Origin of the sequence: Bradyrhizobium japonicum USDA 6 (assembly GCF_000284375.1) — a bacterium.
Taxonomy (GTDB): domain Bacteria; phylum Pseudomonadota; class Alphaproteobacteria; order Rhizobiales; family Xanthobacteraceae; genus Bradyrhizobium; species Bradyrhizobium japonicum.
Genome location: NC_017249.1, coordinates 1,039,239 through 1,060,337, shown reverse-complemented (window position 1 = coordinate 1,060,337; position 21,099 = coordinate 1,039,239). Strand labels below are relative to the sequence as shown.

The window sequence follows — 21,099 nt, the reverse complement described above, 5'->3', positions numbered from 1 at the left end:
CGATTTGAATGAATGAGCGTCACGGAGTCGTGGCACGTCGTCCGATCGTTCGCACTTTCGCCAAAAGTCTGGTGATGCTAGCCTTGTCGTGAAGCACGCACCATTCCGCCGCGCGGCATGGAGCCTTCACGATCAGTCCCGCCAGACGCCGGTGCAAGTCAGGGCGCTGCAACAAGAACAAGAGGTAAAGCGCCATGGAAGCCCAGGTACCTGCTGCGTCCGTTTCTCCGCGTCCATGGACTCCAGCGCCCGATGCCAGCGACGTCGTCAAGGGCATCCACGCCATGCTGCACCCGCACAACATCGTGCTGGTGGGCGCGACCGACAAGCCCGGCAATTATGCCGAGCGCATCTGGAACAACCTCGTCAAGTACGGCTACGAGGGCGGGCTCTATCCGGTCAACGCCAAGCGCGAGACGATCTGGGGTGTGCCCTGCTACAAGGATTTTGCGAGCCTCCCGGAAAAGCCCGATCACGTGCTGGTGCTGGTGCCCGCGCGCTTTGCCGTGCAGGTGATCCGCGACGCCGCCGCGGCCGGCGCGCGCTCGGCCACCATCGTCACCTCGGGCTTCAGCGAGCTGCAGGATGAGGAGAGCCAGAAGCTCGCTGCCGAATTGCAAGCCGCGATACGCGAAACGGGGCTCGCCGTCACCGGCCCGAACTGCCTCGGCAATTTGAGCGCGGGCGAAAAGCTCTTCACCAATATCGACGACCGTGTCGTCACCATGGAACAGGGTGCGGTGGCGATTGCCGGGCAATCCGGCGCCATCGTGATGGCGATCCGGCAGGCGCTGGAGGATCGCGGCGTCGGGGTCGGTTACATGGTGACGACCGGCAACGAGGCCGGGCTCGAGACACCGGACCTGATGCGCTATTTCGCCGAGGATCCGAGCATCAAGGTCATCGTGGTCTACCTCGAAGGTGTGCGCAACACCAAGGCGTTTCGCGACGCCTGCAAGGCCGCGCGCGCCTCAAGCAAGCCGGTGATCGCACTCAAGCTCGGTTCTTCCGAGGGCGGCCGCGCGGCGGCGATGGCGCATACGGGTGCGCTCGCAGGATCGATCGAGACCTTCGACGCCATCGCAACGCGCGAAGGAGTCATCCGGGTCGGCGGGCTCGACGAGCTGATCGAGACCACCGAATGCTTCGTTCACTCGGCCGTCCCCAGGGGTGACCGGCTCGCCGCGGTCACGCTATCAGGCGGCAAGCGCGGCATGCTGCTTGACGCCTTCTATGCGGAAGGCCTGAACTTTGCACCGCTGAGCCCGCACGTCGGCTCCGAATTGGAGAAGATGCTCGGGCCCGGCTCGATCGTCGGCAATCCGCTCGATGCCGGCTTCGCCGCGGTGGTCGATCCCTCCGTCTACATGAAGTCGATCAAGCTGATGATCGACGATCCCGATATCGACATCGTCATCATCGATGCCGAGCTGCCCAAGGCGCCGCACGAACTGCGTGAACGCAATTTGCATATCGTCGACGAGATGGCGAGCCGGGCGTCGAAGCCGGTGATCTACATCAGCGCGATGTCGATCGGCTTCACCGAGTTCACCAAGGGCTTGCGCAAATCGCTGCCGCATCTCGCGGTCATGCAGGGCATGGACCGCGCAGTGACCGCGATCAACTCGCTGCTCGCTTATGCGAAGCTGCGCAAGGAAGTACCCGACATCGTCTCGAGCTCGAAGCCTGCCGCCCGCGCCGTTCTGGAGAAGGCGCTGAAATCGGCGAGCGGTGCCGCGCTCGACGAGGTCGCCTCGAAGAAGCTGCTGAAGGCCTATGGCATCCCGATCTCGAAGGAAGCGATTGCGCAGACGGCGGCGGACGCCGCGAAGATCGCGAAGCAGATCGGTTTCCCGGTCGTGGCAAAAGTCGTCAGCGCCGAGATCCTGCACAAATCCGACATCGGCGGCGTGGTGCTGAACCTCGCCAGCGCGGCAGAGGTAAAGAAGGCCTTCGCCGACATCACCGCGCGGGTAGCGAAGCTGAAGGGCAAGCCGAAGCTCGACGGCATCCTGATCGCGCAGCAGGTCAAGGCCGATCTCGAGCTCGTGGTCGGCGCCTCGCTCGATGCCGAGATGGGTCCGGTCGTGCTGTTCGGCACCGGCGGCATCGACATCGAGCTGATGAAGGACGTCGCGCTCGCCGGCGCACCGCTGGACGAGGCCGAGGCCCGGCTCCTGATCGGCCGCACCAAGGCCGGCATCAAGATGCGCGGCTATCGCGGCAAGCCGGCCTTGCACGAGGCGTCCGCGGTGAAGGCGCTGGTCGGCCTGTCGAATTTGATCGCAGATGCCGGCGACCGGATCGCCTCGATCGACGTCAATCCGTTCCTGATCAACACCAAAACGGGCGTCGCCGTCGACGCGCTGATCGTATTGAACAATGCTGCGGCAAAACGCGCGGCAGGGCATTGATGTCGCGTAAGGCGGATTGGCGGGTTACGCTTCCGCCTTCGCGCTTCGAGCTACGGCGGACAAGTCGTTAACCCGCCCGCTCTAGTATTGCGGCCGCAGCATCGTCCTTCCAACCATCCCGCTTTGGCCGTAAAATCGCCCTGCATGGCACGCGCGAGCAACCTCGTAATCGGAACGGCGACGCTGGCGGTCATCGCCGTGGCGTTCGGCGGCGTGCTCGGCGTGCAGAAATGGCGCACCGCCCAGAACCGGAGCCAGTTGCGCGTGGTGTTCGAGGGCGGCTCCGCCAGCGGCCTGCGCCGCGGCGGGCCGGTCAATTTCGACGGTGTTCCCGCGGGCCAGATCCTGTCGATCAAGCTGGATAATCCGCGCAAGATCGTGGCGCTGGTGATGCTCGACAACACCGCGCCGATCCGCAAGGACACGGTTGCGGGCATCGAGTTCCAGGGTCTCACCGGCGTTGCCGCGATCTCGTTGATCGGCGGCGCGCCCTCCGCGCCGCCGGTGCCGCTGGATACGGACGGCATCCCCGTGCTGACCGCCGATCTCAGCGACGCCGAATCCATCGTCGACACCCTGCACAGCGTCGATCGCACGATCGTCAGCAATGCCCCCGCGATCAAGGACGGCCTGCGCACGTTCGAGAACTACACCGCCGATCTCAGAAGCAAGGGCGGCGAAATCGACTCCGTCATGGCGAAGGTCGACAGCGCCTTCGCGGGCTTCGACAAGGCCGTCACCAAGATCGAAGGCGTGGTCCCCGGCTTTTCCGACGGCAAGGCCGACGAGCTGTTCGAGAAGATCAGGGGACTGCACGAGCTCGCCGATGCCATGAAGAAGAAGTCGGCTGCTTACGTCGAGGACATCCGCCGCTCGCTGCTCGACGTCAGCGAAGCCGCCAACAAGATGGCTGGCACGCCGACGCCTGCCGCCGCCCCGCGCCCGCCGCGCAAGCCTGCGCAGAAGAAGCAGTAGAGACTCTTACCCTCCCCTGGAGGGGAAGGGTCGATCGCGCGCAGCGCGAGCGGGGCGGGGTGATCTCTCCCCACGGGCAGCGCGCAATGCGGATAGGCTGTCACCCCACCTCGGTTCGCATTGCGCTTTGCTCCATGCGAACCGATCCTCCCCCTCCAGGGGAGGATGGCAGTCTCGCCGTGGCTTGCAGGTCGCCCCTACCACGCGTAGCGCACGACGCCCTTGCCGGCGTAGGAGCGGGTGACGTTCGAGAACTCGCCCTCGAAGGTCGCCGACGCAGACCAGCCGTTCATCCAGTTCATCTGCACCGCCGCGGTGGTCAGCGCGGAATCGCGCGCCTGCGCTGCGCCGTTCACGACGAAGGCCGATCCCGGCAGGGTCTGGAACACCGCGCCGACGTTGCGGTCCGGATTGTAATCATGCGCCCAGGCGACGCGGCCGCGCAGGGTCATCAGGCCACCGGCGGCGGCGAATGATTTGTCGGCGCGCAGGCCGAGCTCGGTGCGGGTGCTGGTCACGTCCTTGGCGGCATAGTTGAGCGCGAAGGTGCTGTTGCCGACCATCGCGAACTCCGAATAGTTCGGAAGGCTGAACATGGTGGCCTGGAGCGCCGCATAGGGCGTGAGGCCGATCCACTGCGTAGCGTAACGGTAACCGCCCTCGACACGGCCCGAGAGCGCGTTGGCGTTGAACTGCGCCCGCAGCTGATCGACGCCCGCGGCCGTGACGACGCGGTTGGTCGTGACGTCCTGCCAGCCATAGGCCAGCGCGGCCGTGATATAGGCAGGCCCTGCCGTGTGACGAACGAAGGCGCCGGCCTGGAACAGGTCGGAGCGGCCCCAGCCGAGCCCGTTGACGTTGAAGCCGGTCCCACCGCCGGCAAGCGCAAAGCCGGCGATCGTCGACGGCGAGAAGCGATAGTCGAGGCCGACGGCGGTGCCATAGACGCTGCTGGTGGTGTTGTTCGAACCGAGCGCGACATTGCCGTCGGTGGTTTGCGAGCCACCATAGCCGGCCGCCCACACATCCCAGCGCTGCGCGAAGGTTGCGGCCGGTGCCTTGCGGTAGATCCAGGGGAAGGCATCGCGCGTGGTCTTGTCACGCGCGCCCTTGCCGGTCGCGGCATAGGCATTCACGCCCGGCTCGTCGGCATAGGGCGTCGCACCCGGCGTGCTGCCGCGCCCCGAGCCGAACACGTCGGTCAACAGGTTGATGAACAGGTTCATCGCGTCAAAGGTCGTCTGTTGAGCACCCGTCGCCGACTCGCCGGAAGCCTGCGTCAGGCCGGCCGGCGAAAGGTTGGCGAGCGCCACAGGCAAGCTGCCGGTGCTGTTGAAGTGATTCGTCAGCACGTTGGCGACGTTCTGCTGGTTGATATTGAGGCCGCTGCCATAGCCCAAGGCGAGATCCAGGAACACGTTATTGGGATCGTAGTTGAGCGTCGCGTGCAGGTTCGACGACAGACCCGCGACAACGGGATTGAACGCATCCGGCAGCGTTGCCGCATTGAGGATCGTGTAGTGCTTCGCAATCGAGCCGGTCGGAACGACGACGACGGTGGCGCCGCCAAGCGTCGCCGTGCCGGTCACGACCGTAAAGCCATTGCTGGCGCCCGAGACCTGCACCATGTAGCTCGACGCCGATGTAAACGAGAGGTCGCCGGACACGGTGAGCGTCCCGGTCGGATTGCCCGGTGCCAGCGTGCCGCCATTGACGACGGTGTTGCCGACCGTGCCGACGCCGCCGAACGTGCCGCCCGCGGAGACGGATACAGTACCGTTGATGGTGCCGGCGAGGAGAAGCGTGCCGCCGAGCACGTTCCAGTCCTGATTGCCGGTGCCGGTGACCGTCCAGGTCGAGCTGTCGACCTTGTTGAAAGTCGAGAAGCCGTCGTACTGGAGACCGGTGCCGATCAGGTCGAGATTGAACGTATCCTTGCCGGCGCCGCCGAGCTGTAAGGTGTCGGTGCCGGCACCAACCACGAAGCCGTTGATGACGCTGCCGGGCCCGAGCGTGAGCATGTTCGGGCCGCAGCTGCAGAACTCGATCGCGGCGTTGCCGGTCGCGGCGTTGATGGTTCCCGAGTTGAAGACGTTGCCGCCGCCACTCACGCTGATGCCGATGCCGCCTGCGCCGACGGTGATGGTGCCGGTATTGACGACCTGGTTCGTCGTACTGAACGAGCTCACGTCGATGCCGAGGCCGGCCGCACCCACCGTGATCGTGCCGCTGTTGGTGACGGTGTTGGAATCACCGAACGCCAGGATGCCCTCGGCAAAATCGCCGCCCGTAATCCGCCCGCTGTTGGTGATCGTGGTCAACGAGCCGGTATAGGCGATACCCGCACCGCCCACGCCGACATTGATCGTGCCACTTTGGCTAATCGTGGCCCGGTCGCCCTGCAGCGAAATACCCGCCGTTCCACTATCGCCCGCCGTGATCGTGCCAGCATTGGTGATCTTGGCATCGTCACCGAGCACGGCGATGCCGACGCCAAAATCGCCTGCCGTGATCGTGCCGAAATTGCTGACGGTCTGGAAGTCGCCTTGCAGGAAGACGCCGGCGGCATTCTGCCCGACCGTGATCGTGCCGGTGGCGGTGTTGGTGACCGTGTTGTTGTTGCTGATCGCCAGAATGCCGCCGGAGAACCCGCCGGAATCGCCGACGGTGATCGCGCCGGCATTGGTGATGGTTGCACTGCCGAACGCAAAAATGCCGCTTGCACCGTCGCCGCCCGCGATCGTGCCGGTCGCGGCGTTGGTGATCGTGTTGTTCTGGCCGGCGAAGATGCCCGCGCCCGACGCACCGACCGACAGAGCGCCGCTATTGGTGACGGTGTTGTTGTCGCCAACCGAGATCGCGGCGCCGCTGTCGCCCGTCGTGATCATTCCGGCATTGGTGATGACGTTGTGATCAATGGCCTGGATGCCGAGGCCGTTGTCGAGCACCGTGATGGTGCTGTTGTTGATCACGGTGTTGAAATTTCCGACGGCAATGCCGGTGAGGCCCGAGCCTGCCGACACCGTCCCATTGTTGGTGACGGTGTTGGAATCGTTGACGCCGATCGAGAGCGCGCCGTTGTCGTTCACGATCGCGCCCGAGAGCACGTTGACATTGAGGCTGTCGACGCCGGCCCCGGCTTGAAAGCCGTCCGTGTCGGTGCCGCTACAGGTGACGGTTTGGCCGCTCGTGGCCGGATCAGGCGCGCAAGCCGCGTTGGCCGGCGTCGCGCCAAGGCCGAGGCCAACGAAGACCAGCGATGCGCCGGCGAGCGACGCAGCGCCGCATCGGCGCAGCCGACCCTGCCGCCTCCATAGCCCCTTGCCCCTCACGCCACGCCCCCATTCCCGGCAGTTCCGCCGGGAACTTAGGCCATGACGAGGCTCCGTAGAACCAAGGCGCCGCCCGAATGCGTCCGTTTGACCCACAACCGAGGCAGAATCCCGCGGTCATGTTGCAACCGCGCCACGGTTTCGGGGGCCAAATTCTCATTTTGCGCAGAAAGCGCGCCCCAACAGCTCAATAGTTGCTCGGGGCCGACCCATTCGGGATGCCGTCGATCGGACATTCTTCCGTCCCTGGCGTCGAACGGGTCATCGCCTCGACCATGTCCCGCGTCCCTTCCGGATCGGCGATCCAGTTCTTGTAGAAATCATAGGGGCAAGCCGCGACGCCGCGCGGGCTTTCGCCGGAATTGATCATGCCGGTGTAGCCGCGGTGGACCAGCTTGTAGAGATGGTTCTGCGACTGGCCGTTGCGGCGCGCATCGCGGATCAGATGTTTCGACAGCTGGGCGTATTGGATGCCGTAGTCCTCCTCGCCGCACTCGCCGAGCGTCCGGCCGTCGAAGCCGATGATCGCGGAGTGACCGAAGTAGGAATAGACGCCGTCGAAGCCGGCGGCGTTGGCGACGGCGACATAGACGTTGTTGGCCCACGCCATCGCCTTGGAGATCATGACCTGCTGCTCCTTGGCCGGATACATGTAGCCCTGGCAGCGCACGATTAATTCGGCGCCCTTCATGGCACAGTCGCGCCAGATCTCCGGAAAGTTGCCGTCGTCGCAGATGATGAGGCTGACCTTCATCCCTTTCGGGCCGTCGGAGACATAGGTGCAATTGCCGGGATACCAACCCTCGATCGGCACCCATGGCATGATCTTGCGGTACTTCTGGACGATCTCACCCTTGTCGTTGATCAGGATCAGGGTGTTGTAGGGCGCCTTGTGCGGATGCTCCTCGTGGCGTTCGCCGGTCAGCGAGAACACGCCCCAGACCTTCGCCTTGCGGCAGGCCTCCGCGAAGATCGCGGTCTCCTCACCTGGCACCGCCGAGGCCGTCTCGTACATCTCCTTGGAGTCGTACATGATGCCTTGGGTCGAGTATTCCGGGAAGATCACGAGATCCATGCCGGGCAGGCCCGCCTTCATGCCCACCAGCATGTCGGCGATCTTGCGGGCGTTGTCGAGCACCTCGGCCTTGGTGTGCAGGCGGGGCATCTTGTAATTGACCACCGCGACGCCGACGGTGTCGTTGCTGCTGGAAATGTCACCGTGAAGCATTTTGAGCGCTCCTGTCTTTTATTTGTTTGAGGTTGCCGACGATCGAGCGACCGAGTTAGTGGCTGATCATCCAGGGGCGCGCGGTCGGAAAGCCCTTGGCGCCGCTCCTGCTCTTGGTCATGAGTCGCGCCGGCTTCTTTCTGTCCGACGAGCTCTTGTCTTTCACGGTCTTGCCCGACGAGCAGCAGCCGCAGCCGGGACCGTGCGAGGCCTTGTATTGCGCGAGCGTCTGCGGCGCATGCGTGCTGCGCTCGTTGACGGCGTGCGCCTTGCGCTTTTCCGCCGGCATGCAGAAGAAATTCGGCGCGGTCAGGATCACTCGCGGCGCCATCGTCTCGCAGTGCGGACAGCTTTGCGGATCGTCGCATTCCGCCATCGGGCGCAGGTCCTTGAACGGCCCGCAATCGTCACAGAGATATTCATAGACCGGCATCGCATCATCCCTACGCTGTTGCCTGTGAGAGAATTCCTGCGGCGGATGCAGGGCGGCAAAGTCGCGCCGTCCCGCATCCCGTCGCGCAGGGAGACTATTTGTCCGGCGAGATCGGCATCTGGATGTCGCCGGTGATGTGCTTGATGGGTCCTGCCGCCGACGGCATGACGTCGAAGTCGAAGATCTCGGTCGGCAGCCATAGCGTGGCGCAGGCATTGGGAACGTCGACCACGCCGGAGATGTGGCCCTGGCACGGCGCGGTGCCGAGGATCGAATAGGCCTGGGCGCCGGAATAGCCGAACTTCTTCAGATACTCGATCGCGTTGAGGCAGGCCTGGCGATAGGCGATGTGAACGTCGAGATAGTGCTGCTTGCCGGCCTCGTCGACCGAGATGCCCTCGAAGATCAGATAGTCCTTGTAATTCGGCGTGATCGGCGACGGCTTGAAGATCGGGTTCTTGATGCCGTACTTCGCCATGCCGTCCTTGATCACCTCGACCTTCAGATGCAGCCAGCCGGCCATCTCGATCGCGCCGCAGAAGGTGATCTCGCCGTCGCCCTGGCTGAAGTGCAGGTCGCCCATCGAGAGACCGGCGCCGGGCACATAGACCGGGAAGTAGATCTTCGAGCCGCGCGAGAGATCCTTGATGTCGCAATTGCCGCCATGCTCACGCGGCGGCACGGTGCGCGCGCCTTCCGCGCCGATCTTGGCCTTGACGTCGCCCTTGGCGCGGCCGCCATGGGCGGTCGGCGCGAATGGCGGATTGGCAAGGCCGGGCACGCGGGTCGGGTTGGTCGAGATCAGCTCGGCCTCACGCTTGTTCCAGGTATCCAGCATCTTCGGATCGGGCAGACAGCCGATCAGGCCGGGATGGATCAGGCCGGCGAAGTTGACGCCGGGCACATGGCGGGACGAGGTGTAGAGACCCTTGATGTCCCAGATCGACTTCTGCGCCAGCGGGAAATGGTCGGTGAGGAAGCCGCCGCCGTTCTGCTTGGAGAAGAAGCCGTTGAAGCCCCAGAGGCTCTCCTTCAGCGGACCGACATCGAGCAGGTCGACGACGAGGAGATCGCCGGGCTCGGCGCCCTTGACGCCGATCGGGCCGGAGAGGAAGTGCACGATCGACAGATCGATGTCGCGCACGTCGTCGGCGGAATCGTTGTTCTTGATGAAGCCGCCGGTCCAGTCATAGGTCTCGATGATGAAGTCGTCGCCGGGATTGACCCAGGCCACGATCGGGATGTCGGGGTGCCAGCGGTTGTGCACCATGTCATTATCGTAAGCCGACTTGGTGAGATCGACCTTGATCAGTGTCTCTGGCATCGAGATGCTCCCCTTTTTACACGGTTGGTTAGACGGACAGATATTTAGAGACCTGCGCGGCATCGACGGCGTCGCGCGGATCGTCGCGCACGATCTCGCCGTTCTCGATCACCAGCACACGGTCGGCGATGTCGAGCGCGAAGCTCAGGACCTGCTCCGACACCACGATCGAGAGCCCCTTTTCGTCGCGGATGCGCTTCAGTGTGCGCGCCATCTCCTTGATGATCGACGGCTGGATGCCTTCGGTCGGCTCGTCCAGCAGCAACACTTTCGGCTTGGTCGCGAGCGCACGCGCAATCGCGAGCTGTTGCTGCTGTCCGCCGGAGAGATTGCCGCCGCGGCGGCCCTTCATTTCCAGCAGCACCGGAAACAATTCATAGATGTCGGCCGGCACCTCCGATCCGCCGGAAACGACGAGGCCGGTCTCGATATTCTCCTTCACCGTCATGGTCGAGAAGATCATGCGGCCCTGCGGCACATAGGCGAGGCCCTTGGCGACGCGCTCGTAGCTCGGCAGGCCGCCGAGCTCGGCACCGTCCATGGTCACCGAGCCGCTCTTGGCGGGGAGGATGCCCATCAGCGACTTCATCAGCGTGGTCTTGCCCATGCCGTTGCGGCCCATGATCGCAACGATCTCGTTGGGCGCGACCTTAACGTTGAGCCCGTGCAGCACCTCGCTCTGGCCGTAGGCGACGTGAAGATCGGAAATAGCCAGCATCGTCGCGCGCTCCTTACTTCTTGCACATGATCTTGTCCGGAAACTGGACGCCACTTTCCGGGATCATGTGCTAATGGCCGAGATAGACTTCGACGACCTTGGGGTCGTTCTTCACCTTCTCCATGGTGCCCTCCGAGAGGATCTGGCCCTGGTGAAGCACGGTGACCTTGTGCGCGATGTCCTCGACGAACTTCATGTCGTGCTCGATCACCAGCACCGAACGGTTCTTGATGATGCGGTTGAGCAGCTCGGCGGTCTTGGCGCGCTCGGACACGCTCATGCCCGCGACGGGCTCGTCCAGCATCAAGAGGTCCGGATCCTGGATCAGCAGCATGCCGATCTCGAGCCACTGCTTCTGGCCGTGGCTGAGCAGATCGGCGTTCACGTTGAGCCGGTCCTTCAGGAAGATCATTTCGGCGACTTCGTGCACCCGGTCGCGCACGGCGGCGTCGCGGGTGAAGGTCAGCGCGCCGAACACCGAGCGGCCGCGCGGATAGGAGATCTCCAGATTCTCGAACACCGTGAGATCGTCGTAGATCGACGGGTTCTGGAATTTACGGCCGACGCCCGTCTTGACGATCTCATTTTCCTTCATCCGCGTCAGCTCCTTGCCACGGAACTGGATCGAGCCGGACGTTGCTTTGGTCTTGCCGCAGATCAAATCGAGCACGGTGGTCTTGCCGGCGCCGTTGGGACCGATGATGACGCGGATCTCGTTCTCGTCGACGTAGAATGAGAGATCGTTGACCGCCTTGAACCCGTCGAACGACACGGTCAGTGCTTCGACGGCGAGCAGGAATTCCTCGGGCTGGTGACCGACGAGCATGATCTATCTCCTCACTGCCAGCGCGGCATCGGCATCGTGGTGACCTACGAGCATGATGATCTCCTCACTCCGCCGGGGCGCCGTCGGCGACGGAGCTGTCGGTCCAACCTTCGGGCTTCGGCTTGCGCGACGAGATCAGGCGATCGATGCGCGGCTGCACGTAGTCGCCCCAGATCCCGGCAAGGCCGTTCGGGAAGGCCAGCACCACGGCGATGAACAGGCCGCCGAGGCCAAACAGCCACAATTCGGGAAAGGTTTCCGACAGGCTGGTCTTGGCGAAGTTGACCAGCAGCGTGCCGTAGACCGCGCCTAGGATCGAGAGCCGGCCGCCGACGGCGGTGTAGATCACCATTTCGATCGACGGCACGATGCCGACGAAGGACGGCGACATGAAGCCGACATTGAGCGCGAACATGGCGCCGCCGATCGCGGCGAACACGGCGGCGATGCAGAAGGCGAAGATCTTGAAATTCGCGACGCTGTAGCCGGAGAAGCGGACCCGATCCTCCTTCTCGCGCATCGCGACCAGGATGCGTCCGAGCTTGGAGTGCCGGACGAACTGCGCGATCATGATGCAGGCGAACAGAAGTCCGACTTCAAAGAAGTACAGCACGATCTTGGCGTGATCGGGCCGGATGTCCCAACCCTTCAGCGTCCGCAGATCGGTCATGCCGTTGATGCCGCCGGTGTAGCCCTGCTGTCCCACGATCAGGATGGTGAGGATGGCCGCGACCGCCTGGGTGATGATGGCGAAGTAGGTGCCGCCGACCCGGCGCTTGAACATCGCGGTGCCGATGATGAGAGCGAAGATGCCGGGCACGAGAATGATGGCGGCGATCGTGAAGGTGAGGCTGCTGAATGGCTTCCAGAACAGCGGCAGCGCGGTGATTTGATTCCAGTCCATGAAATCAGGGATGCCCGGCGTCGACTGGATCTTGGTGTTCTCCACGCTCGATGCCTCGAGCTTGAGGAACATCGCCATGCAGTAGCCGCCGAGCCCGAAGAACACGCCCTGACCGAGGCTGAGAATGCCGCCATAACCCCAGCAGATCACCAGCCCCAGCGCGACGAAGGCATAGGTCAGATATTTCGCGACCAGATTGAGCCTGAAGACATCGAGCGTGAGCGGCAGGACCACCACCAGGAAGACCGCGAGCACCAGAATTCCGATGAACTCCGAGCGATTGAAGAAGCGATTGTCGGTCATTGCATCAGCCCCAGTTTCTCACTTGCGGACCTTGAGGGCGAACAGCCCTTGCGGCCGCAGCATCAGGATTCCGACAACCGCGAGCAGCGTCAGCACCTTCGCCATCGAGCCGGACATGAAGAACTCGAGGGTGGATTGCGTCTGCGAGATCGAGAAGGCCGAGGCGATGGTGCCGATCAGACTGGCGGCGCCGCCGAACACGACCACCAGGAATGTATCTACGATGTAGAGCTGTCCGGAGGTTGGCCCGGTGGAGCCGATCATCGTAAAGGCGCTGCCGGCGACACCGGCGATGCCGCAACCGAGACCGAAGGTGTAGCGATCGACCTTTTCGGTGTTGATGCCCACCGCGCCGGCCATGATGCGGTTCTGCACGACGGCGCGAACCTGGCGGCCCCAGCGCGACTTGTACATGACATAGGCGACGCCGATGGTGATCAGCACGGTGAGGCACATCACGAAGACGCCGTTGATCGGCACCTCGATGCTGTCGGTGACGTGCAGCGAGCCGAGCATCCATTGCGGCAGCTCGACGCCGACCTCGCGCGCGCCGAACACGGAACGATAGGCCTGCTGCAGCATCAGGCTGAGGCCCCAGGTCGCCAGCAGCGTGTCGAGCGGACGCTTGTAGAGATGCCGTATCAGCACCCATTCCACCAGCATTCCCAGCGCGCCGGATGCGACGAAGGCCAGGATCATCGCCAGGAAGAAGTAGCCGCTGAACAGGCTCGGCAAATAGGCCTGGAAGAAATTCGAGGTCATCCAGGTGACGTAGGCCCCGAGGATCATGAACTCGCCGTGAGCCATGTTGATGACGCCCATCTGGCCGAAGATGATCGCAAGCCCGAGCGCCATCAGGACGTAGACCGAGAACAGGATCAGTCCCGCAAAACCCTGCATGACGAAGATGGAGCCAAGATCACCAAGCGAGTAGTCGCCGAACATCGATGTTCTCCGTCAGGGGTAAGGTCCCGCGTCGCGAGCAGGTTCGCGACGCGGGGGTCTTGGGCGTGGATTTGCTGTCCACGCCAGGGAGAGGCTTGGGAGAAAGCGCGACTGATGCCGCGACTTACTGATAGCCCTTGGGGAACGGATCCGGCTCGACGAGATCGGCGGTCTCGTAGATCAGCTCGAACTGACCATCGAGCTTGGCGCGTCCCACCCGGGTCTTCGACCAGAGGTGATGGTTCTCGTGGATGCGGACATAGCCTTCCGGCGCACCCTTGAACTCGACGCCGGGCGAGGCCGCCGCGATCTTGTCGACGTCGAACGAGCCCGCCTTCTCCACCGTTAACTTCCACAGCCACGGGCCGAGATAGGCAGCCTGGGTGACGTCTCCGATCACGGTCTTCTCGCCCCACATCTTCTTGAACGCGGGCACGAAGCCCTTGTTGTTCGGATTGTCGAGCGACTGGAAGTACTTCATGCAGGCATAGGCGCCCGCGATGTTCTCGCCGCCGATGCCGTCGATTTCGTCCTCGGTCACCGAGATCGTCAGCAACGCCTGCTTGGAAAGGTCGATGCCGGCGGCCTTGAGCTGCTTGTAGAACGCGACGTTCGAGCCGCCGACGACGTCGGTGAAGATCACGTCGGGCTTGGTCAGCTTGATCTTGTTGATGACCGAGTTGAACTGGGTGTTGCCAAGCGGATAATACTCCTCGCCGACGACCTTGCCCTTCAGCACGTTCTCGACGTGCTTGCGCGCGATCTTGTTCGAGGTGCGCGGCCAGATGTAGTCGGAGCCGATGAAGAAGAACGACTTGGCGCCCTTTTCCTTGGCGATCCAGTTCAGGCCGGCGAGAATCTGCTGGGTCGCCTCCTGGCCGGTGTAGATCACGTTCTTGGACTGCTCGAGGCCTTCATAGAAGGTCGGGTAATAGAGCATGCCGTTGTACTGCTCCATGACCGGCAGCACCGCCTTGCGGGAGGCCGAGGTCCAGCAGCCCATGATCGCCGCGACCTTGTCGTTGACGAGCAGCTTCTTGGCCTTCTCCGCGAAGGTCGGCCAGTCGCTGGCGCCGTCTTCCTGGATGAACTTGATCTTGCGCCCGAGCACGCCGCCCATGGCGTTGATCTGCTCGATGGCGAGCTTTTCGGCCTCGATCGAGCCGGTCTCGGAGATGGCCATGGTGCCGGTCGCCGAGTGCAGGATGCCGACCGTCACCTCGGTGTCGGTGACCGCGAGGCCCGTGGTGTTGACCGCCGAGGTCGCAGGAGCCTGCGCAAAAGACGCCCGCGGCAGCATCGTGATGGCCGGCACGGCGGCCATTCCCATCAATAGTTTACGCCGGAGCGGCGACAACAGGCCCTTGTTTGCTTCGTCTGACATGAGCACCCCACTTTTGTTCGAGGACACGCGATTGGTGCCGTGAGGATGGCTCGAATTTGTGCAGCGCAAGCATACGCAAGATCGCGTATACTGCACCGCAAAATACCGACGTAGGCTTCTGGTACGGAAATTGCGAGAGCTCCGGGTCCGTATCGGAAGTGGGGTAACGAGTGGCAGGGCGGCAGCGAATAGACCGCGTCAGGCGCCAGTACAACCAGTGGGTCGCCAATCAGACGCTGGAAGACTACGCGCTGCGCTTCACCGCCAAGAGCGCGCGCCGCTGGTCTGCCGCCCGTGTCGCCAACACTGCACTCGGCGCCATCTCCTTTCTGGCGCTGGAAGCGATCGGCGGCACCATCACGCTGAACTACGGCGTCACCAACGCGAGCGCCGCGATCCTCGTCGTCTCCACCATCATCTTCTTCTGCGGCGTACCGATTGCCTATTACGCAGCCAAATGCGGCATCGACATTGACCTGCTCACCCGCGGCGCCGGCTTCGGCTATATCGGCTCGACCGTCACGTCGCTGATCTACGCCTCCTTCACCTTCATCTTCTTCGCCATCGAGGCGGTGATCCTGGCAACGGCGCTGGAGATGTGCTTCGGCATTCCGCGCCCGATCGGCTATCTCATCAGCGCGGTCGCGATCATTCCGCTCGTGACCTACGGCATCACGCTGATCAGCCGCTTCCAGCTCTGGACGCAGCCGATCTGGATCATCCTGCACATCCTGCCCTTTGCCGCGATCGCCTGGGCCAACCCCTACTCGTTCACGGAGTGGCGCAAGTTCGCCGGCGAGCATGGCGACCCGAGCGGGCATTTCGATCTGCTGCTGTTCGGTGTCGCATCCTCCGTGGTGTTCTCGCTGGTGGCGCAGATCGGCGAGCAGGTCGACTTCCTCCGGTTTCTGCCGCGCGATCGCCGCACGTCGCGGACGTCGTGGTGGATCGCCCTGCTGATCGCGGGCCCGGGCTGGATCATCTTCGGCGCACTGAAATTGTTGCTGGGCTCCTTTCTCGCCTTCTTTGCGCTGAGCCACGGCCTCTCGGGCGAGCTGGCGGCCGAGCCCGCGCACATGTATCTCGAAGCGTTTCGCTACGTGCTGTCGCAACCGGACCTGGCGCTGGCGCTCACCGGCACGTTCGTGATCCTGTCGCAGCTCAAGATCAACGTCACCAATGCCTATGCCGGCTCGATCGCCTGGTCGAACTTCTTCTCGCGTCTGACGCACAGCCACCCCGGCCGGGTGGTCTGGCTGGTGTTCAACGTGACGGTGGCGCTGCTGTTGATGGAGATCGGCGTCTACAAGGCGCTGGAGCAGACGCTGGCGCTCTATTCCAATGTCGCGATCGCCTGGGTCGGCGCGCTCGTCGCCGATCTCGTCGTCAACAAGCCGCTCGGCCTGCGCCCGCCGCAGATGGAGTTCAAGCGCGCCCATCTCTACGACATCAATCCGGTCGGTGTCGGCGCCATGACGATCGCGACCATCGTCTCGATCGCGGCGTTTTACGGCCTGTTCGGCCCGACCATGAAGGCGCTCGCCGCCTTCGTCGCGCTGACGGTCGCGTTCGTCACCGCGCCCGTCATCGCCTGGCTCACCGACGGAAAGTACTACATCGCGCGCAAACCGAAGAAGAGCTGGGCCAATATCGAGTCGATCCAGTGCTGTATCTGCGAGCACAGCTTCGAGCCGGAGGACACGACGTCCTGCCCCGCTTATGCCGGCCCGATCTGCTCGCTGTGCTGCTCGCTCGATGCACGCTGCCACGACCTCTGCAAACCGCATGCGCGCGCGCAGGTGCAGTTCGCCGAAGCGCTCGGCAGGATCTTGCCGCAGCCGATCTATCAGCGGATCAACTCGCAGTTCGGCCACTATGTCGGGGTGTTCGTGGTCTCCGCCGGCCTCGTCGCGCTGGTGCTGGGACTGATCTATCTCCAGACCTCGGCGAGCGTGCCCGGCGAGAATTTGCTCGTCTCGAACGTGCTCTGGAAGGTGTTCTTCTCGCTCAGCATCATCATCGGCGTGGTGGCCTGGCTGTTCGTGCTGGCGCAGCAGAGCCGCCGCGCCGCCGAGGCCGAGACGCGGCGGCAGACGACGCTGCTGATCCAGGAGATCGACGCGCACAAGCGCACCGACGCCGAGCTTCAGCGCGCCAAGGAGGTCGCCGAATCCGCCAACCTCGCCAAGAGCCGCTACGTGGTGGGGCTGAGCCACGAGTTGCGCTCGCCGCTGAACGCGATCAGCGGCTATGCCCAGCTCCTGGAACAGGACGCAACGCTCAGCACCAAGCCGCGCGACCAAGTCCGCGTCGTCCGTCGCAGCGCCGATCACCTCTCCGGCCTGATCGATGGCATTCTGGATATTTCCAAGATCGAGGCGGGGCGGCTGTATCTGTCGCGCGACGAGGTGCGGCTGAGCGATTTCCTCGACCAGCTGGTCGGCATGTTCCGTCTCCAGGCGGCCGCCAAGGGCATCGACTTCGTGTTCAGGCGGCCCGCGCATTTGCCGGTCGTGGTCTACGCCGACGAGAAGCGGCTGCGCCAGGTGCTGATCAATCTGCTCTCCAACGCGATCAAGTTCACCCAGACCGGCAGCGTGCAGTTCGTCGTGCACTATCGCAGCCCCGTTGCCGAGTTCGAAGTGATCGACACCGGCCCCGGCATCCAGGGCGACGACCTCGAACGCATCTTTGCGCCCTTCGAGCGTGGCGCGCTCGGCGTCTCGCAGCCGCAGACCGGCACCGGGCTGGGCCTGACCATCAGCCGGCTGCTCGCCGGCGTCATGGGCGGCGACATCAAGGTCCTGAGCACGGTTGGCGCCGGGAGTACCTTCAAGGTCAAGATCCTGCTGTCGGAAGTCGCCAATCCGCTGCGCATCGCGCCGGTGGAGGCGCCGGTCTCCGGCTATCGGGGCGCACGCAAGACCATCCTCATCACCGACGACGACCCCGTGCATCGCGACCTCCTGCGCGAGGTGCTGGCGCCGCTCGGCTTCATCCTGCTCAGCGCACCCGACGGGCCAGGATGCCTCGCGCTGGCACAGCATTGCCGGCCCGACCTGTTCCTGCTCGACATCTCGATGCCCACCATGGACGGCTGGGCCGTCGCGGAGGCCTTGCGCAAGAGCGGCCATCACCAGGCGCGCATCCTGATGGTGTCGGCGAGCGCCCTGGAGGCTCACGGCACGCCGCTGGCGCAGCCCTTCCACGACGGCTATCTGATGAAGCCGATCGACATTCCCCGGCTGCTGGAGACGATCCGCCAGCTCCTGAAGATCGAATGGCAGTACGGCTCGGACCAGATCGCGGTGCCGTTCTGGCGGCCCGAGAGCGGATCAAGGCCACCGGTGCGGCACATCGAGGCGCTGATGGGGCTCGGCCAGATCGGCTACGTCAAGGGCATCCAGTTGAAGCTGGACGAGATCGGCAGCGAGCACCCCGAGCATGCCGACTTCGTCGCGGAAATGCGGTCGCTGGTCGACCGCTTCGATCTCGACCGGTACATGGCCACATTGAAGACGTTGCATGCGCATGAGCATTGAGTCGAGGAAGCGCGATGTCGCGCTCGTTGTCGATGACTCCCCGGAGACGCTGCGGCTCCTGACCGACGCGCTCGACGGCGCCGGGATGACGGTGATGGTGGCGCTCGACGGCGCGGCCGCGATGCGCATCGTCGACCAGATCACGCCCGACATCGTGCTGCTGGACGCCGTGATGCCCGGCATGGACGGATTCGAGACCTGCCGCCGGCTCAAGCGCGATGCGGGCGTTGCCAACGTGCCCGTGATCTTCATGACGGGCCTTGCGGAGACCGAGCACATCGTGCGTGGGCTGGAGGCCGGCGGCGTCGACTACGTGACAAAACCGATTGTGATCGAAGAGATGCTGGCGCGCATCCGCGTCCATCTCGGCAACGCCCGCCTGACCCAGAGCGCGCGCGCCGCGCTCGACGTCTCCGGCCGCTTCCTGTTCGCGGTCAACCGCCAGGGCCACGTGCTCTGGGCCACCCCGCAGGCGCAAAAACTGCTGGCCGATCATCATGGCGCGCAGGCCGACGACTTCGTCCTGCCGCCATCGCTCCTGCAATGGCTGGAGCAAGCGAAAGACAAGGGCAGCTCGAAGTCGCAGGCAGCTCCCCTGCCCGACAATCCGCAACTGCGGCTCTACTACATGGGCGAAACCGCGCCGAACGAATTCCTGCTGCGGCTGTCCAAGGAGTCCGGCACTGCGCTGCCGCCCGAATTCACCAGCGAGCTCGGCCTCACCACCCGCGAGGGCGAAGTGCTGGCGTGGCTCAGCAAGGGCAAGACCAACCGCGACATCGCGCAGATCCTGGGCTTGAGCCCGCGCACCGTCGACAAGCACCTGGAGCAGATCTACGCCAAGCTCGGCGTGGAGAACCGCACCGCGGCGGCGGCGATTGCAACGAATGCGACAAGAAGGAATTCGTGAGCGCCCTGTTGTTGAGTTGGTACGCCATTCGCCAACCAGCGGTGCCGTCCCGGGGCGCGCGTAGCGCGAGCCCGGGACCCACTAGCCACAGGGAGATATTTGGCGAAGACTCGGAGTTGCCAGCTTACCGGACAACCACCGCCTGGGAGTATGGGTCCCGGGCTCGCGCTACGCGCGCCCCGGGACGACAGGAGGGTGTGTGGTGATCGCAGCCACCCCCCACACCAACGACTCCCTCATCCGTAAACAAACGCCCCGTCGTCCAGATCCGTCTTCGGGATCTCGTCCTTCTCGGTCCAGTAATCCTGGCTGTGCTGCCATTCCGGCTTGTCGCCGCGCTTGGGCAGCAGGTCCATGTTGCGCATGATGTAGCCGGGATTGAAGTTTTCCGGATCGATCCAGGGCAGGATCGGCATGTTGTGGTCCTCAGGCCGCAGCCTGACCTCGACTTTCTTCGTGCCCTTGGCCTTCATATGGCCGAGCAGCCGGCAGACAAAATCGGCAACGAGGTCGACGCGCAGCGTCCAGCTCGCGCGGAAATAGCCGAACACCCAGACCATATTCGGCACGCCCGTGAACATCATGCCGCGATAGGTCACGGTGTCGCCGAAGGCGAGCGGCTTGCCGTCGATCTCGAAGGCGATGTCGCCGAGCGCGGCGAGATTGAAGCCGGTCGCGGTGACGACGATATCGGCCTCGAGCAGCTTGCCGGACTTGAGCTGGATACCGTTCTCGACGAAACACTCTATCTCGTCGGTGACGACGGAGGCCTTGCCGCTGGCGATGCCCTTGAACAGATCGGCATCGGGCACAAAGGCAATGCGCTGTCGCCACGGCCGGTAGGTCGGCGTGAAATGCGTCTCGACGTCGTAGTCCGGCCCGAGAACCGCGCGGATCTGGTCGATCAGATCCTTTTTCACCTGCTCCGGCTTGGCGATGCAGAGCTTTGTGAAAGCATCCTGCTCGAACAATATTTTGCGGCGGACGATCTCGTGGATCCATTCCTCGTCGACCTGAAGCCGGCGCAGCTCTTCGGCGATCTCGATGGCGTTGCGGCCAAGCCGGAAATAGGTCGGCGAACGCTGCAGCATGGTGACATGCGCGCAGGCGTCGGCGATGTTCGGCACCAGCGTCGCCGCTGTCGCGCCCGAGCCGATCACGACGACCTTCTTGTTCGCGAGGTCGATATCGTCGGGCCAGCTCTGCGGATGGACGATGCGGCCCTTGAAGCGGTCCATGCCCTTCCATTCCGGCGTGTAGCCTTCCGAATGGCGGTAGTAGCCCTGGCACATCCACAGGAAGTTGGCGGTGAAGGTCTTCGCCTCGCCGGTGTCCGTCGTCGTCGCCTCGATGGTCCAGAGATTCTGTTCGCTCGACCAGCTCGCGGAATTGATCCTGTGCTTGTAGCGGATGTGCCGGGCGATATCGTTGTCGTCGATCACCTCGTTCATGTAAGCGAGGATTTCCTCGGCGGTCGCGATCGGCGGTCCGACCCAGGGCTTGAAGCTGTAGCCGAAGGTATGGAGATCGCTGTCCGAGCGAATGCCGGGATAACGATGCGTGCTCCAGGTGCCGCCGAACGTCGCCTGCGTTTCCAGGATGACGTAGCTCGTGCCGGGAAGCTGTTTTTCGATGTGATAGGCGCTGCCGATGCCGGAGATGCCGGCGCCGACGATCAGCACATCGAAGTGCTCTGAAACCTGTTTGGTGGTGGCGTGACTGCGAACAGCGACATTCATTTGTTGCTTCTATGCCTTGCTTGTTTTTGTGGCCGCCCTTGACCGGACGGCGCGTTTCCTCCGCGACGGGCATGGTCGCCCATCGCGCTTCCACTTCAAAATGACATAGATCAATTCGTGGT

Annotated in this window: 14 protein-coding genes; 4 read left to right on the top strand and 10 right to left on the bottom strand. The window is 63.8% G+C overall.

The window, feature by feature from the left end:
- The first annotated feature begins 194 nt into the window (after positions 1–194).
- Positions 195–2,414, top strand: a complete 2,220-nt coding sequence (locus BJ6T_RS04850) for an acetate--CoA ligase family protein (protein WP_014491171.1) — start codon at positions 195–197, stop codon at positions 2,412–2,414.
- A gap of 144 nt (positions 2,415–2,558) precedes the next feature.
- On the top strand, positions 2,559–3,389 hold the full coding sequence (locus tag BJ6T_RS04845; RefSeq protein ID WP_014491170.1) for an MlaD family protein: 831 nt from the start codon (positions 2,559–2,561) through the stop codon (positions 3,387–3,389).
- A gap of 197 nt (positions 3,390–3,586) precedes the next feature.
- On the opposite strand, the gene BJ6T_RS04840 is transcribed toward BJ6T_RS04845, so the two are convergent.
- The 9 genes from BJ6T_RS04840 to urtA all read right to left on the bottom strand — a co-directional run bounded on the left by BJ6T_RS04840 (position 3,587) and on the right by urtA (position 14,786).
- On the bottom strand, positions 3,587–6,721 hold the full coding sequence (locus BJ6T_RS04840) for an autotransporter outer membrane beta-barrel domain-containing protein (protein WP_014491169.1): 3,135 nt from the start codon (positions 6,719–6,721) through the stop codon (positions 3,587–3,589).
- 187 nt (positions 6,722–6,908) lie between these two features.
- Positions 6,909–7,949 (bottom strand): aliphatic amidase, encoded by a 1,041-nt coding sequence (locus tag BJ6T_RS04835; protein WP_014491168.1) that lies wholly within the window; start codon positions 7,947–7,949, stop codon positions 6,909–6,911.
- Between the two features lie 55 nt (positions 7,950–8,004).
- Positions 8,005–8,382, bottom strand: coding sequence for an FmdB family zinc ribbon protein (locus BJ6T_RS04830; protein ID WP_014491167.1), 378 nt, complete (start codon positions 8,380–8,382; stop codon positions 8,005–8,007).
- 94 nt (positions 8,383–8,476) lie between these two features.
- Positions 8,477–9,706, bottom strand: a complete 1,230-nt coding sequence (gene fmdA / locus BJ6T_RS04825; RefSeq protein ID WP_014491166.1) for a formamidase — start codon at positions 9,704–9,706, stop codon at positions 8,477–8,479.
- A gap of 28 nt (positions 9,707–9,734) precedes the next feature.
- Complete coding sequence (urtE, locus tag BJ6T_RS04820) at positions 9,735–10,424, bottom strand: urea ABC transporter ATP-binding subunit UrtE (protein WP_014491165.1); 690 nt, start codon at positions 10,422–10,424, stop codon at positions 9,735–9,737.
- A 70-nt stretch (positions 10,425–10,494) separates the two neighbouring features.
- Positions 10,495–11,250: an urea ABC transporter ATP-binding protein UrtD gene (urtD, locus tag BJ6T_RS04815; protein WP_014491164.1), complete on the bottom strand. Its 756-nt coding sequence runs from the start codon at positions 11,248–11,250 to the stop codon at positions 10,495–10,497.
- A 64-nt stretch (positions 11,251–11,314) separates the two neighbouring features.
- Positions 11,315–12,457: an urea ABC transporter permease subunit UrtC gene (urtC, locus tag BJ6T_RS04810; protein WP_014491163.1), complete on the bottom strand. Its 1,143-nt coding sequence runs from the start codon at positions 12,455–12,457 to the stop codon at positions 11,315–11,317.
- 18 nt (positions 12,458–12,475) lie between these two features.
- Positions 12,476–13,402 (bottom strand): urea ABC transporter permease subunit UrtB, encoded by a 927-nt coding sequence (gene urtB / locus BJ6T_RS04805; RefSeq protein WP_014491162.1) that lies wholly within the window; start codon positions 13,400–13,402, stop codon positions 12,476–12,478.
- Positions 13,403–13,526: 124 nt separating this feature from the next.
- Positions 13,527–14,786 (bottom strand): urea ABC transporter substrate-binding protein, encoded by a 1,260-nt coding sequence (urtA, locus tag BJ6T_RS04800; protein ID WP_028169955.1) that lies wholly within the window; start codon positions 14,784–14,786, stop codon positions 13,527–13,529.
- Positions 14,787–14,956: 170 nt separating this feature from the next.
- On the opposite strand from urtA, the gene BJ6T_RS04795 reads away from it, so the two are divergent.
- Complete coding sequence (locus tag BJ6T_RS04795; RefSeq protein WP_014491160.1) at positions 14,957–18,328, top strand: hybrid sensor histidine kinase/response regulator; 3,372 nt, start codon at positions 14,957–14,959, stop codon at positions 18,326–18,328.
- A complete protein-coding gene (locus tag BJ6T_RS04790; protein WP_014491159.1) occupies positions 18,312–19,238 on the top strand; it encodes a response regulator in 927 nt (308 codons plus the stop codon). The genes BJ6T_RS04795 and BJ6T_RS04790 overlap by 17 nt, the downstream gene beginning before the upstream one ends.
- Before the next feature lie 236 nt (positions 19,239–19,474).
- Here BJ6T_RS04790 and BJ6T_RS04785 read toward each other — a convergent pair whose 3' ends face one another.
- Positions 19,475–20,977 (bottom strand): flavin-containing monooxygenase, encoded by a 1,503-nt coding sequence (locus tag BJ6T_RS04785; RefSeq protein ID WP_014491158.1) that lies wholly within the window; start codon positions 20,975–20,977, stop codon positions 19,475–19,477.
- Between the last annotated feature and the right edge of the window lie 122 nt (positions 20,978–21,099).

Excerpts from the sequence above, each read along its gene's own strand:
- BJ6T_RS04835 (WP_014491168.1), bottom strand. The coding sequence starts at position 7,949 with ATGCTTCACGGTGACATTTCCAGCAGCAACGACACCGTCGGCGTCGCG.
- BJ6T_RS04790 (WP_014491159.1), top strand. The coding sequence starts at position 18,312 with ATGCGCATGAGCATTGAGTCGAGGAAGCGCGATGTCGCGCTCGTTGTC.
- urtA (WP_028169955.1), bottom strand. The coding sequence starts at position 14,786 with ATGTCAGACGAAGCAAACAAGGGCCTGTTGTCGCCGCTCCGGCGTAAA.
- BJ6T_RS04845 (WP_014491170.1), top strand. The coding sequence starts at position 2,559 with ATGGCACGCGCGAGCAACCTCGTAATCGGAACGGCGACGCTGGCGGTC.
- urtD (WP_014491164.1), bottom strand. The coding sequence starts at position 11,250 with ATGCTCGTCGGTCACCAGCCCGAGGAATTCCTGCTCGCCGTCGAAGCA.
- BJ6T_RS04785 (WP_014491158.1), bottom strand. The coding sequence starts at position 20,977 with ATGAATGTCGCTGTTCGCAGTCACGCCACCACCAAACAGGTTTCAGAG.
- BJ6T_RS04850 (WP_014491171.1), top strand. The coding sequence starts at position 195 with ATGGAAGCCCAGGTACCTGCTGCGTCCGTTTCTCCGCGTCCATGGACT.
- BJ6T_RS04830 (WP_014491167.1), bottom strand. The coding sequence starts at position 8,382 with ATGCCGGTCTATGAATATCTCTGTGACGATTGCGGGCCGTTCAAGGAC.
- urtE (WP_014491165.1), bottom strand. The coding sequence starts at position 10,424 with ATGCTGGCTATTTCCGATCTTCACGTCGCCTACGGCCAGAGCGAGGTG.
- urtC (WP_014491163.1), bottom strand. The coding sequence starts at position 12,457 with ATGACCGACAATCGCTTCTTCAATCGCTCGGAGTTCATCGGAATTCTG.
- fmdA (WP_014491166.1), bottom strand. The coding sequence starts at position 9,706 with ATGCCAGAGACACTGATCAAGGTCGATCTCACCAAGTCGGCTTACGAT.
- urtB (WP_014491162.1), bottom strand. The coding sequence starts at position 13,402 with ATGTTCGGCGACTACTCGCTTGGTGATCTTGGCTCCATCTTCGTCATG.